The organism is Micromonospora sp. CB01531 (assembly GCF_001905095.1).
Lineage (GTDB): Bacteria > Actinomycetota > Actinomycetes > Mycobacteriales > Micromonosporaceae > Micromonospora.
The window spans coordinates 166638-181527 of sequence record NZ_LWLS01000116.1 but is presented as its reverse complement, the minus strand read 5'-3'; the positions used below and the strand labels follow the sequence as shown (position 1 = coordinate 181527).

Annotated in this window: 15 protein-coding genes; 7 read left to right on the top strand and 8 right to left on the bottom strand. The window is 74.5% G+C overall.

The genetic code is table 11. The annotated features are described in order from the left end of the window. Window positions 1-61 precede the first annotated feature (61 nt). Together sepH and A6A27_RS35955 are read left to right on the top strand one after the other, a co-directional pair. Window positions 62-1144: a septation protein SepH gene (gene sepH / locus A6A27_RS35960; protein WP_073839107.1), complete on the top strand. Its 1083-nt coding sequence runs from the start codon at window positions 62-64 to the stop codon at window positions 1142-1144. Window positions 1145-1202: 58 nt separating this feature from the next. Then, the gene (locus tag A6A27_RS35955) at window positions 1203-2189 is read left to right on the top strand and encodes an aldo/keto reductase (RefSeq protein WP_073839106.1); all 987 of its coding nucleotides are present in this window, start codon (window positions 1203-1205) and stop codon (window positions 2187-2189) included. A 75-nt stretch (window positions 2190-2264) separates the two neighbouring features. On the opposite strand, the gene thpR is transcribed toward A6A27_RS35955, so the two are convergent. The 4 genes from thpR to A6A27_RS35935 form a co-directional block, all read right to left on the bottom strand. After that, a complete protein-coding gene (gene thpR / locus A6A27_RS35950; RefSeq protein WP_073839105.1) occupies window positions 2265-2843 on the bottom strand; it encodes an RNA 2',3'-cyclic phosphodiesterase in 579 nt (192 codons plus the stop codon). A 5-nt stretch (window positions 2844-2848) separates the two neighbouring features. Continuing rightward, a complete protein-coding gene (locus tag A6A27_RS35945; RefSeq protein WP_073839104.1) occupies window positions 2849-3358 on the bottom strand; it encodes a hypothetical protein in 510 nt (169 codons plus the stop codon). Window positions 3359-3477: 119 nt separating this feature from the next. After that, the gene (locus tag A6A27_RS35940; RefSeq protein WP_073839103.1) at window positions 3478-4764 is read right to left on the bottom strand and encodes an MFS transporter; all 1287 of its coding nucleotides are present in this window, start codon (window positions 4762-4764) and stop codon (window positions 3478-3480) included. Window positions 4765-4836: 72 nt separating this feature from the next. Continuing rightward, window positions 4837-5286 carry a MarR family transcriptional regulator gene (locus tag A6A27_RS35935; protein WP_198940594.1) on the bottom strand — a complete coding sequence of 150 codons (450 nt, stop codon included), beginning with the start codon at window positions 5284-5286 and terminating at the stop codon, window positions 4837-4839. Between the two features lie 187 nt (window positions 5287-5473). Between A6A27_RS35935 and A6A27_RS35930 the strand changes: the two genes are divergently transcribed. Continuing rightward, window positions 5474-5734: a DUF2530 domain-containing protein gene (locus A6A27_RS35930; RefSeq protein ID WP_073839199.1), complete on the top strand. Its 261-nt coding sequence runs from the start codon at window positions 5474-5476 to the stop codon at window positions 5732-5734. 24 nt (window positions 5735-5758) lie between these two features. On the opposite strand, the gene A6A27_RS35925 is transcribed toward A6A27_RS35930, so the two are convergent. Then, on the bottom strand, window positions 5759-6598 hold the full coding sequence (locus tag A6A27_RS35925) for a DUF3027 domain-containing protein (RefSeq protein ID WP_073839101.1): 840 nt from the start codon (window positions 6596-6598) through the stop codon (window positions 5759-5761). An 87-nt stretch (window positions 6599-6685) separates the two neighbouring features. Here A6A27_RS35925 and A6A27_RS35920 point away from each other — a divergent pair, with 87 nt between their 5' ends. Together A6A27_RS35920 and A6A27_RS35915 are read left to right on the top strand one after the other, a co-directional pair. Then, window positions 6686-8296: an MFS transporter gene (locus A6A27_RS35920; RefSeq protein WP_073839100.1), complete on the top strand. Its 1611-nt coding sequence runs from the start codon at window positions 6686-6688 to the stop codon at window positions 8294-8296. Beyond that, the gene (locus A6A27_RS35915; RefSeq protein ID WP_073839099.1) at window positions 8293-8943 is read left to right on the top strand and encodes a futalosine hydrolase; all 651 of its coding nucleotides are present in this window, start codon (window positions 8293-8295) and stop codon (window positions 8941-8943) included. Before A6A27_RS35920 ends, A6A27_RS35915 begins: the two co-directional genes overlap by 4 nt. Here the strand turns inward: A6A27_RS35915 and A6A27_RS35910 are convergent. Next, on the bottom strand, window positions 8915-9757 hold the full coding sequence (locus tag A6A27_RS35910; RefSeq protein ID WP_241825612.1) for a GNAT family N-acetyltransferase: 843 nt from the start codon (window positions 9755-9757) through the stop codon (window positions 8915-8917). The genes A6A27_RS35915 and A6A27_RS35910 overlap by 29 nt on opposite strands. A gap of 743 nt (window positions 9758-10500) precedes the next feature. On the opposite strand from A6A27_RS35910, the gene A6A27_RS35905 reads away from it, so the two are divergent. Then, window positions 10501-11331, top strand: coding sequence for a 1,4-dihydroxy-6-naphthoate synthase (locus tag A6A27_RS35905; RefSeq protein WP_073839098.1), 831 nt, complete (start codon window positions 10501-10503; stop codon window positions 11329-11331). Here the strand turns inward: A6A27_RS35905 and A6A27_RS35900 are convergent. Next, the gene (locus tag A6A27_RS35900; RefSeq protein ID WP_026267952.1) at window positions 11292-11678 is read right to left on the bottom strand and encodes a cold-shock protein; all 387 of its coding nucleotides are present in this window, start codon (window positions 11676-11678) and stop codon (window positions 11292-11294) included. The two genes, A6A27_RS35905 and A6A27_RS35900, sit on opposite strands and share 40 nt — an antisense overlap. 28 nt (window positions 11679-11706) lie before the next feature. Next, complete coding sequence (locus tag A6A27_RS35895; protein WP_073839097.1) at window positions 11707-12330, bottom strand: HAD family hydrolase; 624 nt, start codon at window positions 12328-12330, stop codon at window positions 11707-11709. 82 nt (window positions 12331-12412) lie between these two features. Here A6A27_RS35895 and A6A27_RS35890 point away from each other — a divergent pair, with 82 nt between their 5' ends. Continuing rightward, window positions 12413-14887 carry a helicase-associated domain-containing protein gene (locus tag A6A27_RS35890; protein ID WP_073839096.1) on the top strand — a complete coding sequence of 825 codons (2475 nt, stop codon included), beginning with the start codon at window positions 12413-12415 and terminating at the stop codon, window positions 14885-14887. Window positions 14888-14890: the final 3 nt, after the last annotated feature.

Below are 14890 nucleotides of genomic sequence, written 5' to 3'. Positions count from 1 at the left end.
GAGACGCCCGGGTGGCCCGCTCGTGGCGTGACGGCCAGCGAAGCGGGACGGAGGCAAGCCCATGCGCCCAGTACGCTTCGTCGCCCTCTCCGAGGACGGCCAGGCTCTGGTGCTCGCCGACGAGGTCGGGCGCCTGCTCGCCCTGCCGATCGACGAACGCGTCGCCTCGGTGCTGCATTCCGATCCCGGCGCGGCGCCCCTCGCGGTCGTGGCGGCCGCCGCCGACCCGACGCCGTCGCTCTCGCCGCGGGACATCCAGGCCCGGATCCGCTCCGGCGAGTCCGCCGAGGACGTCGCCCGGATCGCCGGCGTCCCGGTGGACCGCGTCCTGCGCTACGCCGGCCCGGTGCTCCAGGAGCGGGCCATGCTCGCCCAGCACGCCCGGCGGACCAGGCTCAAGGGCGCGGAGAAGCCGACCCCGCTGGCCGAAGTGGTCAACGGCCGGCTGGGCCAGCACGGGATCGACACCGAGAAGATCTCCTGGGACGCGTACCGGCGGGACGACGGCACCTGGCGGATCATCGCCACCTGGCCGTCGGGCAAGGCCACTGCGCAGGCGGTCTGGGATCTCGACAAGACCCGGCAGCACGTCACCCCGCACGACGACATGGCGCAATACCTCTGCGCCGAGCGGCCCACGCCGATCCTCGGCCAGGAGCCGGCACCGGAGCGGGGCGGCCACGCGCTGCCCGGCCCGTCGCGCGGCGAGCCGAGCCGGGGCGGGCACGGCCTGCCGGCGCCCGCCGAGCACGCCCGTCCGGGGCGGGACCCGATCCGCGCCGGCCGGGACGCCCTGCTCGCCTCGCTGGACCGGCCGCTCGGCGGTGCGTCCGGGCGGGGTCTCGACACCCGGTCCCCGGCCGCCCTGGCCGGGCCGGAGGCACCCCGCCAGCGGCCGGTCTCCGGTGGCGCCGCGGCGCTGCTCGGGGGCGGCCCGGGTTCGGCCTTCGACGACGACTCGGACGCGCCGAAGGAGGTCCCGGCCGTACCGTCGCTGGCCGTGCTCCGGCCGCGGCGCACCGGCCCGGCAGCGGCGGCCGGCGGCGGCGAGTCGGCGGAGGCCGGCGGCAAACCGCGCAAGCGGCTGCCGAGCTGGGACGACGTCCTCTTCGGCAGCGGCCCGGCGGCTCGCGAGTCATCCTGATCCACCCGGTCCACCCTGGCGAGAGGCACTCGAAGTGCCCGCGTGCCAGGGTGGACCCATGGAGTACACGAACCTGGGACGCACCGGTCTCTCGGTGAGCCGGCTCTGCCTCGGCACCATGAACTTCGGCCCGCAGACCGACGAGCCGGACAGCTTCGCCATCATGGACCGGGCTCTGGAACACGGAATCAACTTCTTCGACACCGCGAACGTCTATGGCTGGAAGCTCGGCGAGGGCGTCACCGAGCAGATCATCGGCCGCTGGTTCGCCCAGGGCGGCGGGCGCCGCGACAAGGTCGTCCTGGCCACCAAGGTGTACGGAAAGATGGGCGACTGGCCCAACGAGCAGGGCCTCAGCGCCCGGCACATCATCCGGGCCTGTGAGGAGTCGCTGCGCCGGCTGCAGACCGACACCATCGACCTGTACCAGATGCACCACATCTCCCGGACCACGCCCTGGGAGGAGATCTGGCAGGCCATGGAGACCCTGGTCGCCCAGGGCAAGGTGATCTACGTCGGGTCGTCCAACTTCGCCGGATGGCACATCGCCCGGGCGCAGGCGGCGGCGGGCCGGCGCAACTTCCTCGGCCTTGTCTCCGAGCAGAGTATCTACAACCTGCTCACCCGCCACGTCGAGCTGGAGGTGATCCCGGCCGCGCAGGAGTACGGGCTGGGCATCATCCCCTGGTCTCCACTGCACGGCGGGCTGCTCTCCGGAGTTATCCGCAAGATGGCCGAGGGCGGCGCGGCGCGCGGCACCACCGGCCGGTCGGCCGACGCGCTCGCCGCGCACTGGGCCACCATCGAGGCGTACGAGAAGCTCTGTGCCGACCTCGGCCACGACCCGGCCGACGTGGCGCTGGCCTGGCTGCTCTCCCGGCCCGGGGTGACCGCCCCGATCGTCGGTCCGCGCACGCTGGACCAGCTCGACCGGACCCTCGGCGCGTTGGACGTGGATCTCGACGAGACCACCCTGCAGCGGCTGGACGAGCTCTTCCCGCCGCTCGGCAACGGCGGCCCCGGCCCGGAGGCCTGGGCCTGGTGACCCGTCCCGGGGCCCGGCCGGACGCGCTCCGGCCGGCCCCGGGGCGCGCCCGATCCGGGGCGGTCGCCGGACTGGTCACATCGGCCAGGCGGCCAGGCGGTCGTAGGTGGGGCGGGGACCGGGATGGCTGCGGACCAGCACCAGCTCCTCCGCCGGCCATTCCGGGCCGAGGTAGTCATGTAGGGCCTCCCGGTCGGCCAGGATGTCGGCGCGGTCGATCCGGTCACCGGGTCGGGCGATCGTCAGGTGGGCCCGGAACGGCTTCTCGTCGTGCGGCAGCTCGGCGCGGCGCAGCCCGAACCGGATCAGCCGGGCCAGCACGGCGAGCCCCTCGACGTCGCCCCGGACGTCCACCCAGAGCACGGTGAACCGACCGCGCCCGAAGCTGCCCCCACCGCCCAGGCGAAGCCGGGGTGAGTTGTGTCGACCATCCCGGAACGTCTCGGTGGCCAGCCCGAGCGCGCTCTCCACGTCGACCAGTCGGTCGTCCGGCACGTCGCCGAGGAAGGCCAGGGTGAGGTGGGCGTTCGCCGGGTCGGCCAGTCGGACGTTGGTGCCGGCGGCGGTGGCGGCGCCGACCCGCAGCCGGGCCACCTGGGCGGTGAGGTCGTCGATCGCCGTCCGGGGCGGGTAGACCGCGACGAAGAGCCGCACCGGCGTCAGCGGTGCCGCTGATGGTGCCCGGGGCGGGCCGCGGGCAGGGTGAGCCCGGCCGCGTGCACCAGCCCCTCCACCCGGACCCGTTCGATCTCCCGGTCGACGCCCTCCAGGTCGGCCAGATGCTCGGTGATGTCGAGTGCCCGGCAGGCGGCGCGCAGCCGCTCGTCGTACGCGTCGATGACCGCGCCGTGCCACACCACGGAGCGGTCGGCGGCGGCAAGCCGGTGGCCGCCGAGCCGGCGCAGGTCGACGGCGAGCTGTTCCAGCGGGCGGCGGTCCCCCCGGTCGAACTCGGTGAGGTCGATGTCGCGGGTGAGCGAGTCCGCCTCGATGGCCCGGTCCAGCCGGGCGATTGTCCGGCGTTCGCGGCGCTGCTCCCGCCACTCGGCCCAGCCGCAGGCCACCCGGTCGATGATCTCGTCGGCGCAGAAGAGCAGCGCGAAGGCGGCGGGCAGGCAGCAGACGGCGAGGATCGCCAGCATCAACAGCAGTCCCCGCCCCACTCCCACATATCGACGCTAAGCCGCCTCGTGGCGGCCCGCTACCCGTTTGGCGAGATCGGGCCGGAATGCATAAACGGAAGGACCGGTCCCCGGGACGGGAACCGGTCCTTCCGGTGGTCAACGGGTCACTCGGCGCCGGGCGAGACCACGTAGAAGCGGGGCATCGGCAGCACCCGCATCCGCAACCGGGCGCCGGAGCGGCGCAGTTGCCAGGTGAGCGCGAGGAGCGCGGCGGCCAGCGAGATCAGCCCGCCGATCCAGATGCTCGCCCCGGCGCCGAAGGTCTCGGCCACCCAGCCGATGATCGGCGCGCCGACCGGGTTGGTGCCGAGGAAGACCAACACCCACAGCGCCATCACCCGGCCCCGGAAGGCGGCGTCGACGCTGAGCTGGACCCGCTGGTTCGCGGCCTGGGCGAAGAAGACCATGAAGAACCCGGTCGGCAGCAGCAGCGCCACGACGAGCCAGTACGTCCCTGCGAGCCCGACCAGGGTGCCGAAGGCGGCGCAGCCGACCGCCGCGCCGAGCACCAGCCAGACCGAGGGGCGGCTGCGCCGCCCGGTGCCGGCCAGCGCGCCGGTCAGCGCACCGACCGCGAGCGCGGTGCTGAACAGGCCGAACGAGGCGGCGCCGGTGTTGAACACGGTCTTGGCCAGCGCGGCGAGGGTGAGCTGGAAGTTGAACAGGCTCATCCCGATCACCGACATCAGCGCCATCGGCAGCAGGATGTCGGGCCGGCGCGCGACGTACCGCAGGCCGTCCACCACCCGGGCCTGGTCGCGCTGGGCGGCCGGCAGCAGGTCCTTGCGGTGCAGCTCGGAGGTACGCATCCGGACCACGTTGACCAGCGGGGCAATCGAGCTGAGCGCGCTGAAGAGGAACACCGGTCCGACGTCGAAGGCGGCGATGGCCAGGCCGGCGACGGCCGGGCCGATGATCCGGGCGGAGTTGAAGGTGGCCGCATTGAGCGAAAGCGCGTTCGGCAGCAGCGGTACGCCGACCAGCTCGGAGACGAACGCCTGCCGGACCGGGGTTTCCACCGCGTTGGCGACGCCGAGCAGGGCGGCGAACGTGAAGACGTGCCACAACTGCACCAGGCCGGTGATCACCAGCAGGCTCATCACCAGCGCCAGCGCGGTCCAGAAGGCGTTGGCGATGAAGAGCAGCAGCCGCTTGTCGTAGCGGTCGGCGAGGCGGCCGGAGAGCAGGGTCAGCAGCAGGACGGGGGTGAACTGCAACGCGGTGACCACGCCGAGCGCGGTGGCCGAGTTGTCGCTGAGCTCGAGGACGAGCCAGTCCTGGGCAATGAACATCATCCAGACGCCGATCAACTTGATCAGCTGTCCGGTGGCGAAGAGTCGGTAGTTACGGACTCGTAGGGACTGGAACATCGTGCTCAGCCTGGCCTGCACGCTAAGTGCGCCTCCTCGCGTCGGGTACGCCTCATCCACGGCGGACGGGGCGGACCGCACGACGCGGTCGGCTCAGGCGTGAGCGATCCCCTGAAGAATGTCGGCGGCCCACCGCAGCGTGTCGCGTTCCTCCTCAGTGAGTTCGGCCAGCCGGTCGGCCAGCCACTCGTTGCGGGCCCGCTCGAACTGCTCGAGCACGGCCCGTCCCCCCTCGGTCGCCGCGAGGATGACCTGCCGCCCGTCGGTCGGGTGGGGGGTGCGCTGCACGAGGCCGCGCTCCTCCAGCTTCGCGACGATCTTGGTCATCGTCGGCGGCTGCACCCGCTCGACGTCGGACAGCTCCCGGGGCGTCAGGGCACCCGCCAGGTTGAGGCTGGTGAGCGCCGAGAGTTGGCTGCCCGTCAGGTCGCCGACCGGGCGGGCCTGCCGGACCCGCCGGTTGAGTCGGGTGATCGCATTACGCAGCTGAGGGGCCAGCTGCGCCGGTGGCACGCGTTTCGCCGTCACCGTCCGCTCCGTCACACTAGTTAGCTTAACTAATGAGCCTGGCTAACGACATGCGATATGACCAGGCTCACCAGAAGATCGACTTTTCCCCGCGTCGGAACACCACGGACCCGATGGGCCCGCGCAGGAAGTACAGGATGAACAACAACGCCGCGGCGTACAACAGGGGGTGGATGTCCGCGGCCTCGCGTACGCTGTGCCGGTGCCTCAGGAGCAACCGCCGCGGCCCGAACCGCTCGACCCGCCGATGGTGCCGTTCGCCGTCGCCGGGCTGATCGTCTGGGCGGTGGTCGGGCTGGTACTGCTGATCTTCTTCCGCGGTTGGCTCACCGAGCACGGGCACCAGAACTGGCTCTGGACCTGCCTGGCCGGCTTCCTGTGGGGCTTTCCCGGTCTCGCGGTGATGATGCGGCACGACGCCAACCGGCGCCGCCGCCGGGAGGCCGCCGCCCGCCGGGCCTGACTCGGGCGGCGGTCAGGACAGCCGTCAGGGGTGCCCGTACGGCTCCGCCGGCTCGGCCGCCTCCACCGAGCCGGGGGCCCGGCTGACCGACACCGCCTCGACCGCGCTGTCGTCGTAGACCGTGGGCAGCTCGTCGACCGGCGTCTCGGCCGTCTCGGCCAGCGTCTCCGAGTGCGCCCCGCAGCCGTGGTCGGCGCTCACCACCCGGCCGTCGTCCGGGGCGTAGAAGTTGCCGCAGGCGCCGAAGGACTGCCGCAGGGCGCCGGCGAGGGGGAGGTAGAAGCCGCAGGTGCCGCAGCGGGCGGCGGCCGGCGCGGCCACCGAGATCGCGGCGTTCGGGCCGTGGTCGCCGTCGTACCAGCGCTGGGCGGCGTCCGAGCGGCCCTCCCGGGACAGCACCCGGGGCCGGCCGAGACCCAGCTCCCACGCGGTCTCCTCGACCGCCGGGTCGTCGGAGAGCAGGTAGCCCGGGGCGAGGCGCTCGTCGTCCGGCGGGGTGGGCAGCAGGTCGCCCGGGCCCAGATCGCCCGGCTTGAGCCGCTCCTGCCAGGGCACCCAGCCCGGGGCGAGCAGCGCGTCCGGGCCGGGCAGCAGGACCGTCTCGCAGATCGTGACGTGCCGGCTGCGCGGCGCCCGGGTCACCGTGACGGCCCAGCGCCAGCCGCGGTATCCGGCCAGCCGGCAGTCGAAGTAGTGGGTGACGAGCCGGTCGCCTTCGGCGACGGCCTGGAGGTGCTCGCCGACGTCGGCGGGGTCCACCTCGGTGATGGCGGCGCGGGCCACCTCGACGGCGGCGGCGCAGACCTGGTCGAGCCGGGGAGCGCGGGCGGAGGCGGGCCTGGTCACCCGCCCATTGTTCCCCATGCCCACGGTCGGCTGTCAGGCACTCCCCGGAGTCGTTCTCCACAGGTGGTGCGGCGCGGGCCGATCAGATGGGCCAGGATGGGAGACATGCCGCTGTCCTCCCGCTCCGGCCGGTCCCTCCTCGGGCGGACCGTCGGCACCGGCATCCGTGCCACCCGCCTGCTGCTCCGCGGCTCGCTGCACGGCGGACGGTGGATGACCCGGCGGGCGGGCTCGGCCCGGGCGCGCAGCGCGGGCAACGAGGTGGGCATGGTCCGCCTCTTCGACCTGCACGCCCTCTCCTGCGCGGGGGACACGCTGATCGCCATCGGCCTGGCCGGGACGATCTTCTTCGACGTGCCGCTCGGCGAGGCGCGGAACAAGGTCGCCCTCTACCTGCTGGTGACCATGGTGCCGTTCGCCATGCTCGCCCCGGTGGTCGGGCCGCTGCTGGACCACTTCCGACACGGCCGCCGGTACGCCCTGGCGACCACCATGCTCGGCCGGGCCTTCCTCGCCTGGCTGCTCTCCGACTACCTCGGCAGTTTCGGGCTCTACCCGGCGGCATTCGGCGTGCTCGCCCTCTCCCGGGCGTACGGGGTGGCCCGCTCGGCGGCCGTACCCCGGCTGCTGCCCGAGGGGCTGGGGCTGTCCCAGGTGGGTGCCCGGGCGAGCGTCTACGGGACGGTGGCGGGCGGTCTGGTCGCCCCGCTCGGGCTGGCCACGTTCTGGTTCGGCGCGCAGTGGCCGCTCCGGGTGGCCTCATTGATCTTCCTGGTCGGCATGGTGATCGCGCTGCGCCTGCCGCCGCGGGCGGACTCGGAGCCGCCGGAGCGGGTGCCGCAGCCGTTCCGGGCACTGCGCCGCCGGGACGGGGAACGGCCGCTGGGTCGGGGCCGCCCGGCCGGCCGCCTGGTGATCGCCACCCTGATCGGCGCCGCCGCGCTGCGCGGGGTGTACGGCTTCCTGCTGCTCTTCCTGGCGTTCGCCATCAAGGCCGGCGACCTGACCACCGACTTCTTCGGCCGGGACCTGGGTGCCCAGGGTGCGCTGGGCCTGGTCGGCGGGGCGCTGGCGGTGGGCAGCTTCCTGGCCACCGCGGTCGGCACCCGGCTGCGCATCCACCGGCCGGCCGCAATCCAGTCCAGCGGCACGATCGCCGTGGCCGGGGTGGCGGTGCTGGCCGCGCTGAAGTTCTCGCTGCCGCTGGTGGCGCTGCTCTGCCTGGTCGCCTCGCTGATGAGCGGGATCGCCAAGCTCGCGGTCGACGCGTCGATCCAGGAGCGGATCCCGGAGCGGCTGCGGGCCAGCTCCTTCGCCCACTCGGAGACCGCGCTCATGCTCGCCTTCGTGGCCGGCGGTGGGCTCGGGCTGGTCCCCTTCACCGGCCGGGTCGGGGTCGCGGTGGCCGCCGGCGTGGCGGCGCTGGTGGCCGCGCGCGGCGTGCTGGTGGCCAGCCGGCTGCGTAACGAACGCCTGGTCGGCCGGCCGCTCGGGGACGAGGAGCTGGCCGCCGAGCCGGCCGAGCCGGCGGAGGGGGTGGCCGACTCCACGCCCACCTCGCCGGCCCCCGCCCAGGCCGCCACGCCCACCCCGGCCGACGACGACGGTCTCGCACCGCCCGGGTTCCACATCTACCGCCCGTCCTCCTCCCCGGTCGGCGGGCCGGGCGGGGCCGAGGAGGAGAACCGACAGGGTCCGCGAGGGCCGGCGGCGTGAGCAGGTTGCTGGTGGTGACCGCCGTACCCGCCGAGGCGGAGGCGATCCGGGCCGGGCTGGCCGACCCGACGGTCACGGTCACCCCGGTCGGGGTGGGCCCGGCCGTCGCCGGGGCCGCCACCGCCCGGCTGCTGGCGCTCGCCGAGGCGGCCGGGCGGCCGTACCGGGCGGTGGTCAGCGCGGGCATCGCCGGCGGATTCGTTGACCGGGTGGAGATCGGCGGCGCCGTGCTGGCGACCCGCAGCGTCGCGGCGGACCTGGGTGCCGAGTCACCGGAGGGTTTCCTCCCGATCGAGGAGCTGGGCATGTCGGCGGAGCTGCTCGGCGTCGGGAGTGGCGTACCCGCCGACCCGGAGCTGCTGGGTGCCCTGCGTACGGCCCTGCCGCAGGCCACCGTCGGCGTGGTGCTCACGGTCAGCACGGTGACCGGCACGGCCGCCAGCACGGCCGCCCTCGCCGCCCGGCACCCCGATGCGGTGGCCGAGGCCATGGAGGGGTACGGCGTCGCCGTCGCCGCCGCCCAGGCCGGCCTGCCCTTCGCCGAGCTGCGCACGGTCTCCAACCCGATCGGGCCCCGGGACCGGGGCTCCTGGCGGATGCGGGAGGCGCTCGCCGCCCTCACCGCGGCGGCGGCCGCCCTGCGTTGACCGGCCGCTCCAGCCGCACCGCGGCCGGCCGGCTCGCCTCCAGCTCAAACCCGCACCTCAGCAGGAAGCTGCTGCTACCGCCGCCCTCGGCGAGGGCGTTCACGGAGCTGACTCCGGCGCGATCCTTCTCGGCCGACAGCGCGTCGACCAGCCGACGCCCGATGCCCAGCAGACGGTACGCCGGGGCGACGAGCACTCCGTCGAGCACGAGCTGACACTGGCCGGCCGGATAGTGCCCAATCAGGAGGTCGGCGCTGCGCTCGTGAGCCCGGAGCTCACCGACCAGTTCCCCGTCCGGCAACTCGGCGAGGAAACGCCAGGAGGTCGACGGGATCGTCGGATCGAGGTACCTACGGATGGTGCTGTCCCGCCGCACCCGATCCCGATGCCGCTGCCGATCCCGCTCGCTCCGGTCCAGCGCGTAGGTCACGGCCGGCAGCGGGGGCCAGCGTTCGGGCGGGACGTCGTACCACGGCGCCCACCAGGCGCCGGGCCAGTCTCGCGGCTGGCGCACCTCCCGGGCGTCGAGGTGGGCGGGAGGATGCCGTCCCGCCGCGTCCCGCAGCTCCTCCTGCGGAACCGGAGGAAGCTCGGCCCCCGCAGGGACCGAGATCGTGATCCGGCCGGCCACGGCGCCGACGAGGCGCTCGACGAGGCGGAAGCCCGGATCGGGCGACCTGCCCGACTCGATCCGCGCGATCGTCGCCTGCGGCACCCCGGACTTTCCGGCCAGCTCCCGCTGGCTGAGGTCGGCCATCCGGCGCAACGCCCGCAGGGTCGCGCCCAGGTCCGTCAGGGGCTCGGCATCGGTCACCTTCCCATGCTCGACCGCACCTCGAGAGCGTCACAACCCGCCGGTATCCACCTGTGGACAACGCTGTGGAAAACGTGTGTACCTGGGGATGAGTGCTTGTTCCGACTGCTACGAACTTGATGACGTGAACGATTCAGCGTGCCCTTCGGCCAAGAGGAGTGCGCCAGCCATACCGAAACCGGCTGCGCCTGCGCGGGGGCATTGCGGGAGCGCCAGCCGGCGACCCCACGGGGCAATGCCGGAGCGGCCAGCCGGCGACCACGCCGTGCAATGCCGGCGACCACGCGGGGCAATGCGGCGATTGCCGCTGCCGGCCACGGAGCCGCGGCCGCAGTGGTCCGCGCAACGGCGAACCGGCCTTCACAAACCTGCGCGCCCGCGATTCATCTACGTCATCAAGTTCGTAGCGTGTGGACCAGAGGTTTGTCCCCACCAGCCGCCTGTGGCCAGGGCCATGGACAGGGAGACGGCTCCAGCTCCGGAGCGAGCAGCGAGGCGTGTCCCGGCCGGCACCAGGGAGCGCCCGGTGGGATCAAGGCCATGGCCGGGATGGGCAGGTGCCCCGCGCGAAAGGGAGCGGCGGACCGCCGGCACGAGCAACGCCCGCCCGGCCACCGCGATCACCGGCACCGCCGCCGGATCCGGCCGCGACCGGTTGAGAAGGCGGGGTGCCGGGCGGGGCGGCGGCACGGTCGCGGGACCGGGGTGGCGGGTGGTCCGCGGCGCGGAGTTACGGTGGGGGCGTGACGCTCTCCCTGGCGATCTCCCCGTGCCCCAACGACACCTTCGTCTTCGACGCCCTGGTGCACGGCCGGGTGCCGGGCGCGCCGCCCGTCGAGGTGACCTACGCCGACGTGGACGTGACCAACACGGCCGCCGAACGCGGGGCGTTCGACCTGGTGAAGGTGAGCTACGCGGCGCTGCCCTGGCTGCTCGACGACTACCACCTGCTGCCCTGCGGCGGCGCGCTGGGCCGGGGCTGCGGCCCGCTGGTGCTCACGCGCGGCGACCGGACCGACCTCACCGGCGCGACGGTCGCGGTGCCGGGCGAGCGGACCACGGCGTACCTGCTGTTCCGGCTCTGGTCGGCGGAACGGCCGCCGGCGCGGATCGAGGTGGTGCCGTTCCACGAGATCATGCCGGGCGTCGCCGCCGGCCGGTACGACGCCGGCCTGGTGATCCACGAGGCCCGGTTCACGTACCCCCGGCACGGGCTGACCGCCCTGGTCGACCTCGGCGAGTGGTGGGAGGGCGACAGCGGCCTGCCGATCCCGCTCGGCGCGATCCTGGCCCGCAAGGGCGCGGTCGACCCGGTCGAGGCCGCCGCCTGGATCCGCGAGTCGGTCCGCCAGGCCTGGGCCGACCCGGAGGCCAGCCGGGCGTACGTCCTCTCCCACGCGCAGGAGATGGAGCCCGACGTGGTGGACCGACACATCGCCCTCTACGTCAACGAGTTCACCGCCGACCTGGGTGAGGCCGGCTTCGCCGCCGTCGAGGCGCTGCTGGGTCGGGCCGCCGACGCCGGGCTCGTCCCTCAGACCTCCAGCTCGCGCGCCACCGCGTGGACCAGCTGAGCGATCTTCTGCGCGGTCTTCCGGTCCGGGAAACGACCCCGGCGCAGGTCCGGCTGGACCTTCGCCTCCAGCACCTTGATCATGTCTTCGACCAGGCCGTGCAGCTCCTCGGCCGGCCGGCGGCGCAGCTCCGCCACGGACGGCGGCGCCTCCAGCAGCTTCACGCCCATGGCCTGCGCGCCCCGGCGGCTGTCGACCACGCTGAAATCGACCCGCTGGCCACCCTTGAGGTCGGCAACGCCGGCCGGTAGCGCGCCCTTGGGCAGGAACACGTCGCCACCCTCGTCACTGGTGACAAAGCCGTATCCCTTGGCCGCGTCATACCACTTCACTCGACCCGTCGGCACCTGACAACCCCTGCTTCGCTCGAGACAACTACCCCTTCAAGGCTAGCCCGATGATCCGGTCCAGCGCCGCCGGGAATCCGGTGAGATCATCCAGCACCACGTGGGCACCCGCGTCCCCCAGTTCGTCCCCCGAGCAGGGCCCGGTTGTCACTCCCACGCCCGGGATTCCCGCGGCCTGCGCGGCTGCCATGTCGGCGACGTGATCCCCGACGTAGAGGGTCGCACCGTGCTCCCGCAGCGCGGTCGCCTTCTGCTCGGCGAAGAGGTCCCCGGCCAGCTCGTCGACGGCCAGGCCGAGGTGGTCCAGGTGCAGCTTCGCCAGCCGACCGATCTTCGAGGTCACCACCATCACCCGGCCCCCGCGCGCGTGCACCGCATCGATCGCGGCCTCCGCGCCGGGCATCGGCAGCGTCGGCGTGATCGCATACGCCGGGTAGAGCTCGCGATACGCGACCACCGCCTCCTCCACCCGCTCCGGCGGGAACCAGTGGGCGATTTCGGTACGCAGCGGCGGGCCGAGCCGGGACACCGCCAGGTCCGCGTCCACGGGCACGCCGGTCAGCGCGGTCAACGCCCGGTAGGCGGCGGCGATCCCGGGGCGCGAGTCGACCAGGGTCATGTCGAGGTCGAAGCCGACCATCAGTGGAGGCATGCCGCGAACCTACCCGCCCGCCGAGCCGAGCCGGACGTCCGAGGGGCGGAAGGCCCCCCGGCCGGGCTAGCGTGGAACGACAATGACCACCTCACTCGCCGACCAGCTGCGGACGCTCTCCGACGAGTCCCTGGCCGCCCTCCTCCGGCTGCGGCCGGACCTCGTCGTACCGGTGCCGGCCGACGTCTCCGCCCTCGCCATCCGCGCCCAGTCGCGGGTCTCCGTGGCCCGGGCCCTCGACGGGCTGGACCAGTTCACCCTCCTGATCCTGGACGCCGCCCGGCTCACCCGGCACCCCGAGGAGGGCGGCACCAGCACCGAGGAGATCCTGGCGCTGGCCACCGCCGGCCCGCACCCGCCCGCCCCGACCGCCGTCCGGAGCGCGGTGGACCGGCTCCGCGCGCTCTTCCTGCTGTACGGCCCCGAGCACGACCTGCACGTGGTCGGCGGCGTCGACGAGGTGTCGCCGTACCCGGCGGGGCTGGGCCGGCCGGCGTCGGAGCTGGACCCACGCGCGGCGGCCGTGTGCACCGATCCGGCGAAGCTGCGGCGGACGCTGCTGGCCGCGCCGCCCTCGGCCCGGGCGATCCTGGACCGGCTGGCCGCCGGCCCGCCGGTCGGCACCGTGCCCCCGGGCGCGCTGGCGGCCCCCGCCACCGGCACCGAGGACGCGCTCCCGCCGGACCTGGTCAACGGCGGCGCGCCGACCGGCTCCCCGATCCGCTGGCTGGTCGAGCACCGGCTGCTGGTTCGGATGTCCGGCGGCAAGGGCGGCGCCGGCACGGTTGAGCTGCCCCGCGAGGTGGGGCTGCTGCTGCGCCGGGACAGCGGCCCGCTCGGCCCGCTACGGACCAGCCCGCCGGTGGTGGCCAGCCCGCCGCGGGAGGCGAAGGCCGTGGACTCCGCCGGGGCCGGGCAGACCATGGAGGTGGTACGCCAGACCGAGGCGCTGCTGGAGAGCCTGGCCGCCGAGCCGGCCCCGGTGCTGCGCTCCGGCGGCGTCGGCGTACGTGACCTGCGCCGGCTGGCCCGCGGGCTCGGGCTGGACGACCAGACCACGGCCCTGCTCTTCGAGGTGGCGTACGCGGCCGGGCTGGTCGGTGAGCTGGACCTGACCGGTGCCGCCACCACCCGGTACGGCGGCGACCAGCAGATCCTGCCGACCGGCGGGTACGAGGTGTGGCGGGCCAGCTCCCTGGCCCAGCGCTGGGAGCAGCTGGCCCGGGCCTGGCTGACGATGACCCGCCAGGTGGGCCTGGTCGGCCAGCGGGACGACCGGGACCGGCCGATCTCAGTGCTCTCCGCCGAGGCGGAGCGGGCCGGGGCGCCGGCCGCCCGGCACGCGGTGCTCGCCACCCTGGCCGACCTGGCCCCGGCGACCGCCCCGACCCCCGACGAGGTGCTGGAGCTGCTGGACTGGCGGGCGCCCCGGCGGGCCCGGGGCCGGGAGGCCGCGCACCGGGAGGTGCTGGCCGAGGCGGCCCAGCTCGGGGTGACCGGGCTCGGCGCGCTCACCGCGTACGGGCGGCTGTTACTGGCCGACGTGACCGAGGCCGACGAACGGGCGGACGACCCGCTCGGGCTGCTCTCCGAGGCCGAGTCGGGCGAACCGTCCACCGCCGTACGCGCGCTGGACGCACTGCTCCCCGCCCCGGTCGACCACTTCCTCGTGCAGGCCGACCTGACCGTGGTGGTGCCCGGCCCGCCCGACCCGACGCTCGCCGGCGAACTGGAGGCCGTGGCCGAGCACGAGTCGGCTGGCGGCGCGAGCGTGCACCGGGTCACCACGGCAAGTGTCCGGCGGGCCCTGGACGCTGGCTACTCCGCCGACGACCTGCACGCGCTCTTCCGCCGCCGGTCGCGCACTCCGGTGCCGCAGGGCCTGAGCTACCTGGTGGACGACGTCGCGCGCAAGCACGGCGGGCTGCGGGTCGGCTCGGCCGGTGGGTACGTGCGCAGCGACGACGAGGCACTGCTCACCGAGGTGCTGTCCGACAAGCGGCTGGAGGCGCTGGCGTTCCGGCGGCTGGCTCCGACGGTGCTCGCCACCCCGTACCAGGTGGGGCGGATGCTGACCGCGCTGCGCGACGCCGGTTACGCGCCGGTGCCGGAGGACGCCAGCGGTGCGACGGTGCTCGCCCGGCCGAAGACCCGCCGGGCGCCGGCCCGGATGCCGGCCGCCACCCGCAGCCTGGACCCGCTGGCGGCGCCCCGGCTGCCCATGCCCCGGCTGCTCGGGGTGGTGGAGCAGATCCGGCGGGGCGAGGCGGCGGCGCGGGCGGCCCGGCGGGCGCCGGCGGTGGTCCGGGGCGGCACGGCGCGTACGGGTCCGCTGCCGGCGCACAGCCACAGCGACGCGCTGGCCGTGCTCCAGCAGGCGGTACGCGACAAGGCGCTGGTCTGGGTGGGTTACGTCGACGCGCACGGGGCGACCGCGTCCCGCCTGGTCCGGCCGGTGTCGATCGGCGCGGGCTACCTGCGCGCCGAGGACGAGCGCACGGAGATGCTGCACACGTTCGCCCTGCACCGGATCACTGCGGCGGTGCGGGAGGACTGAGCG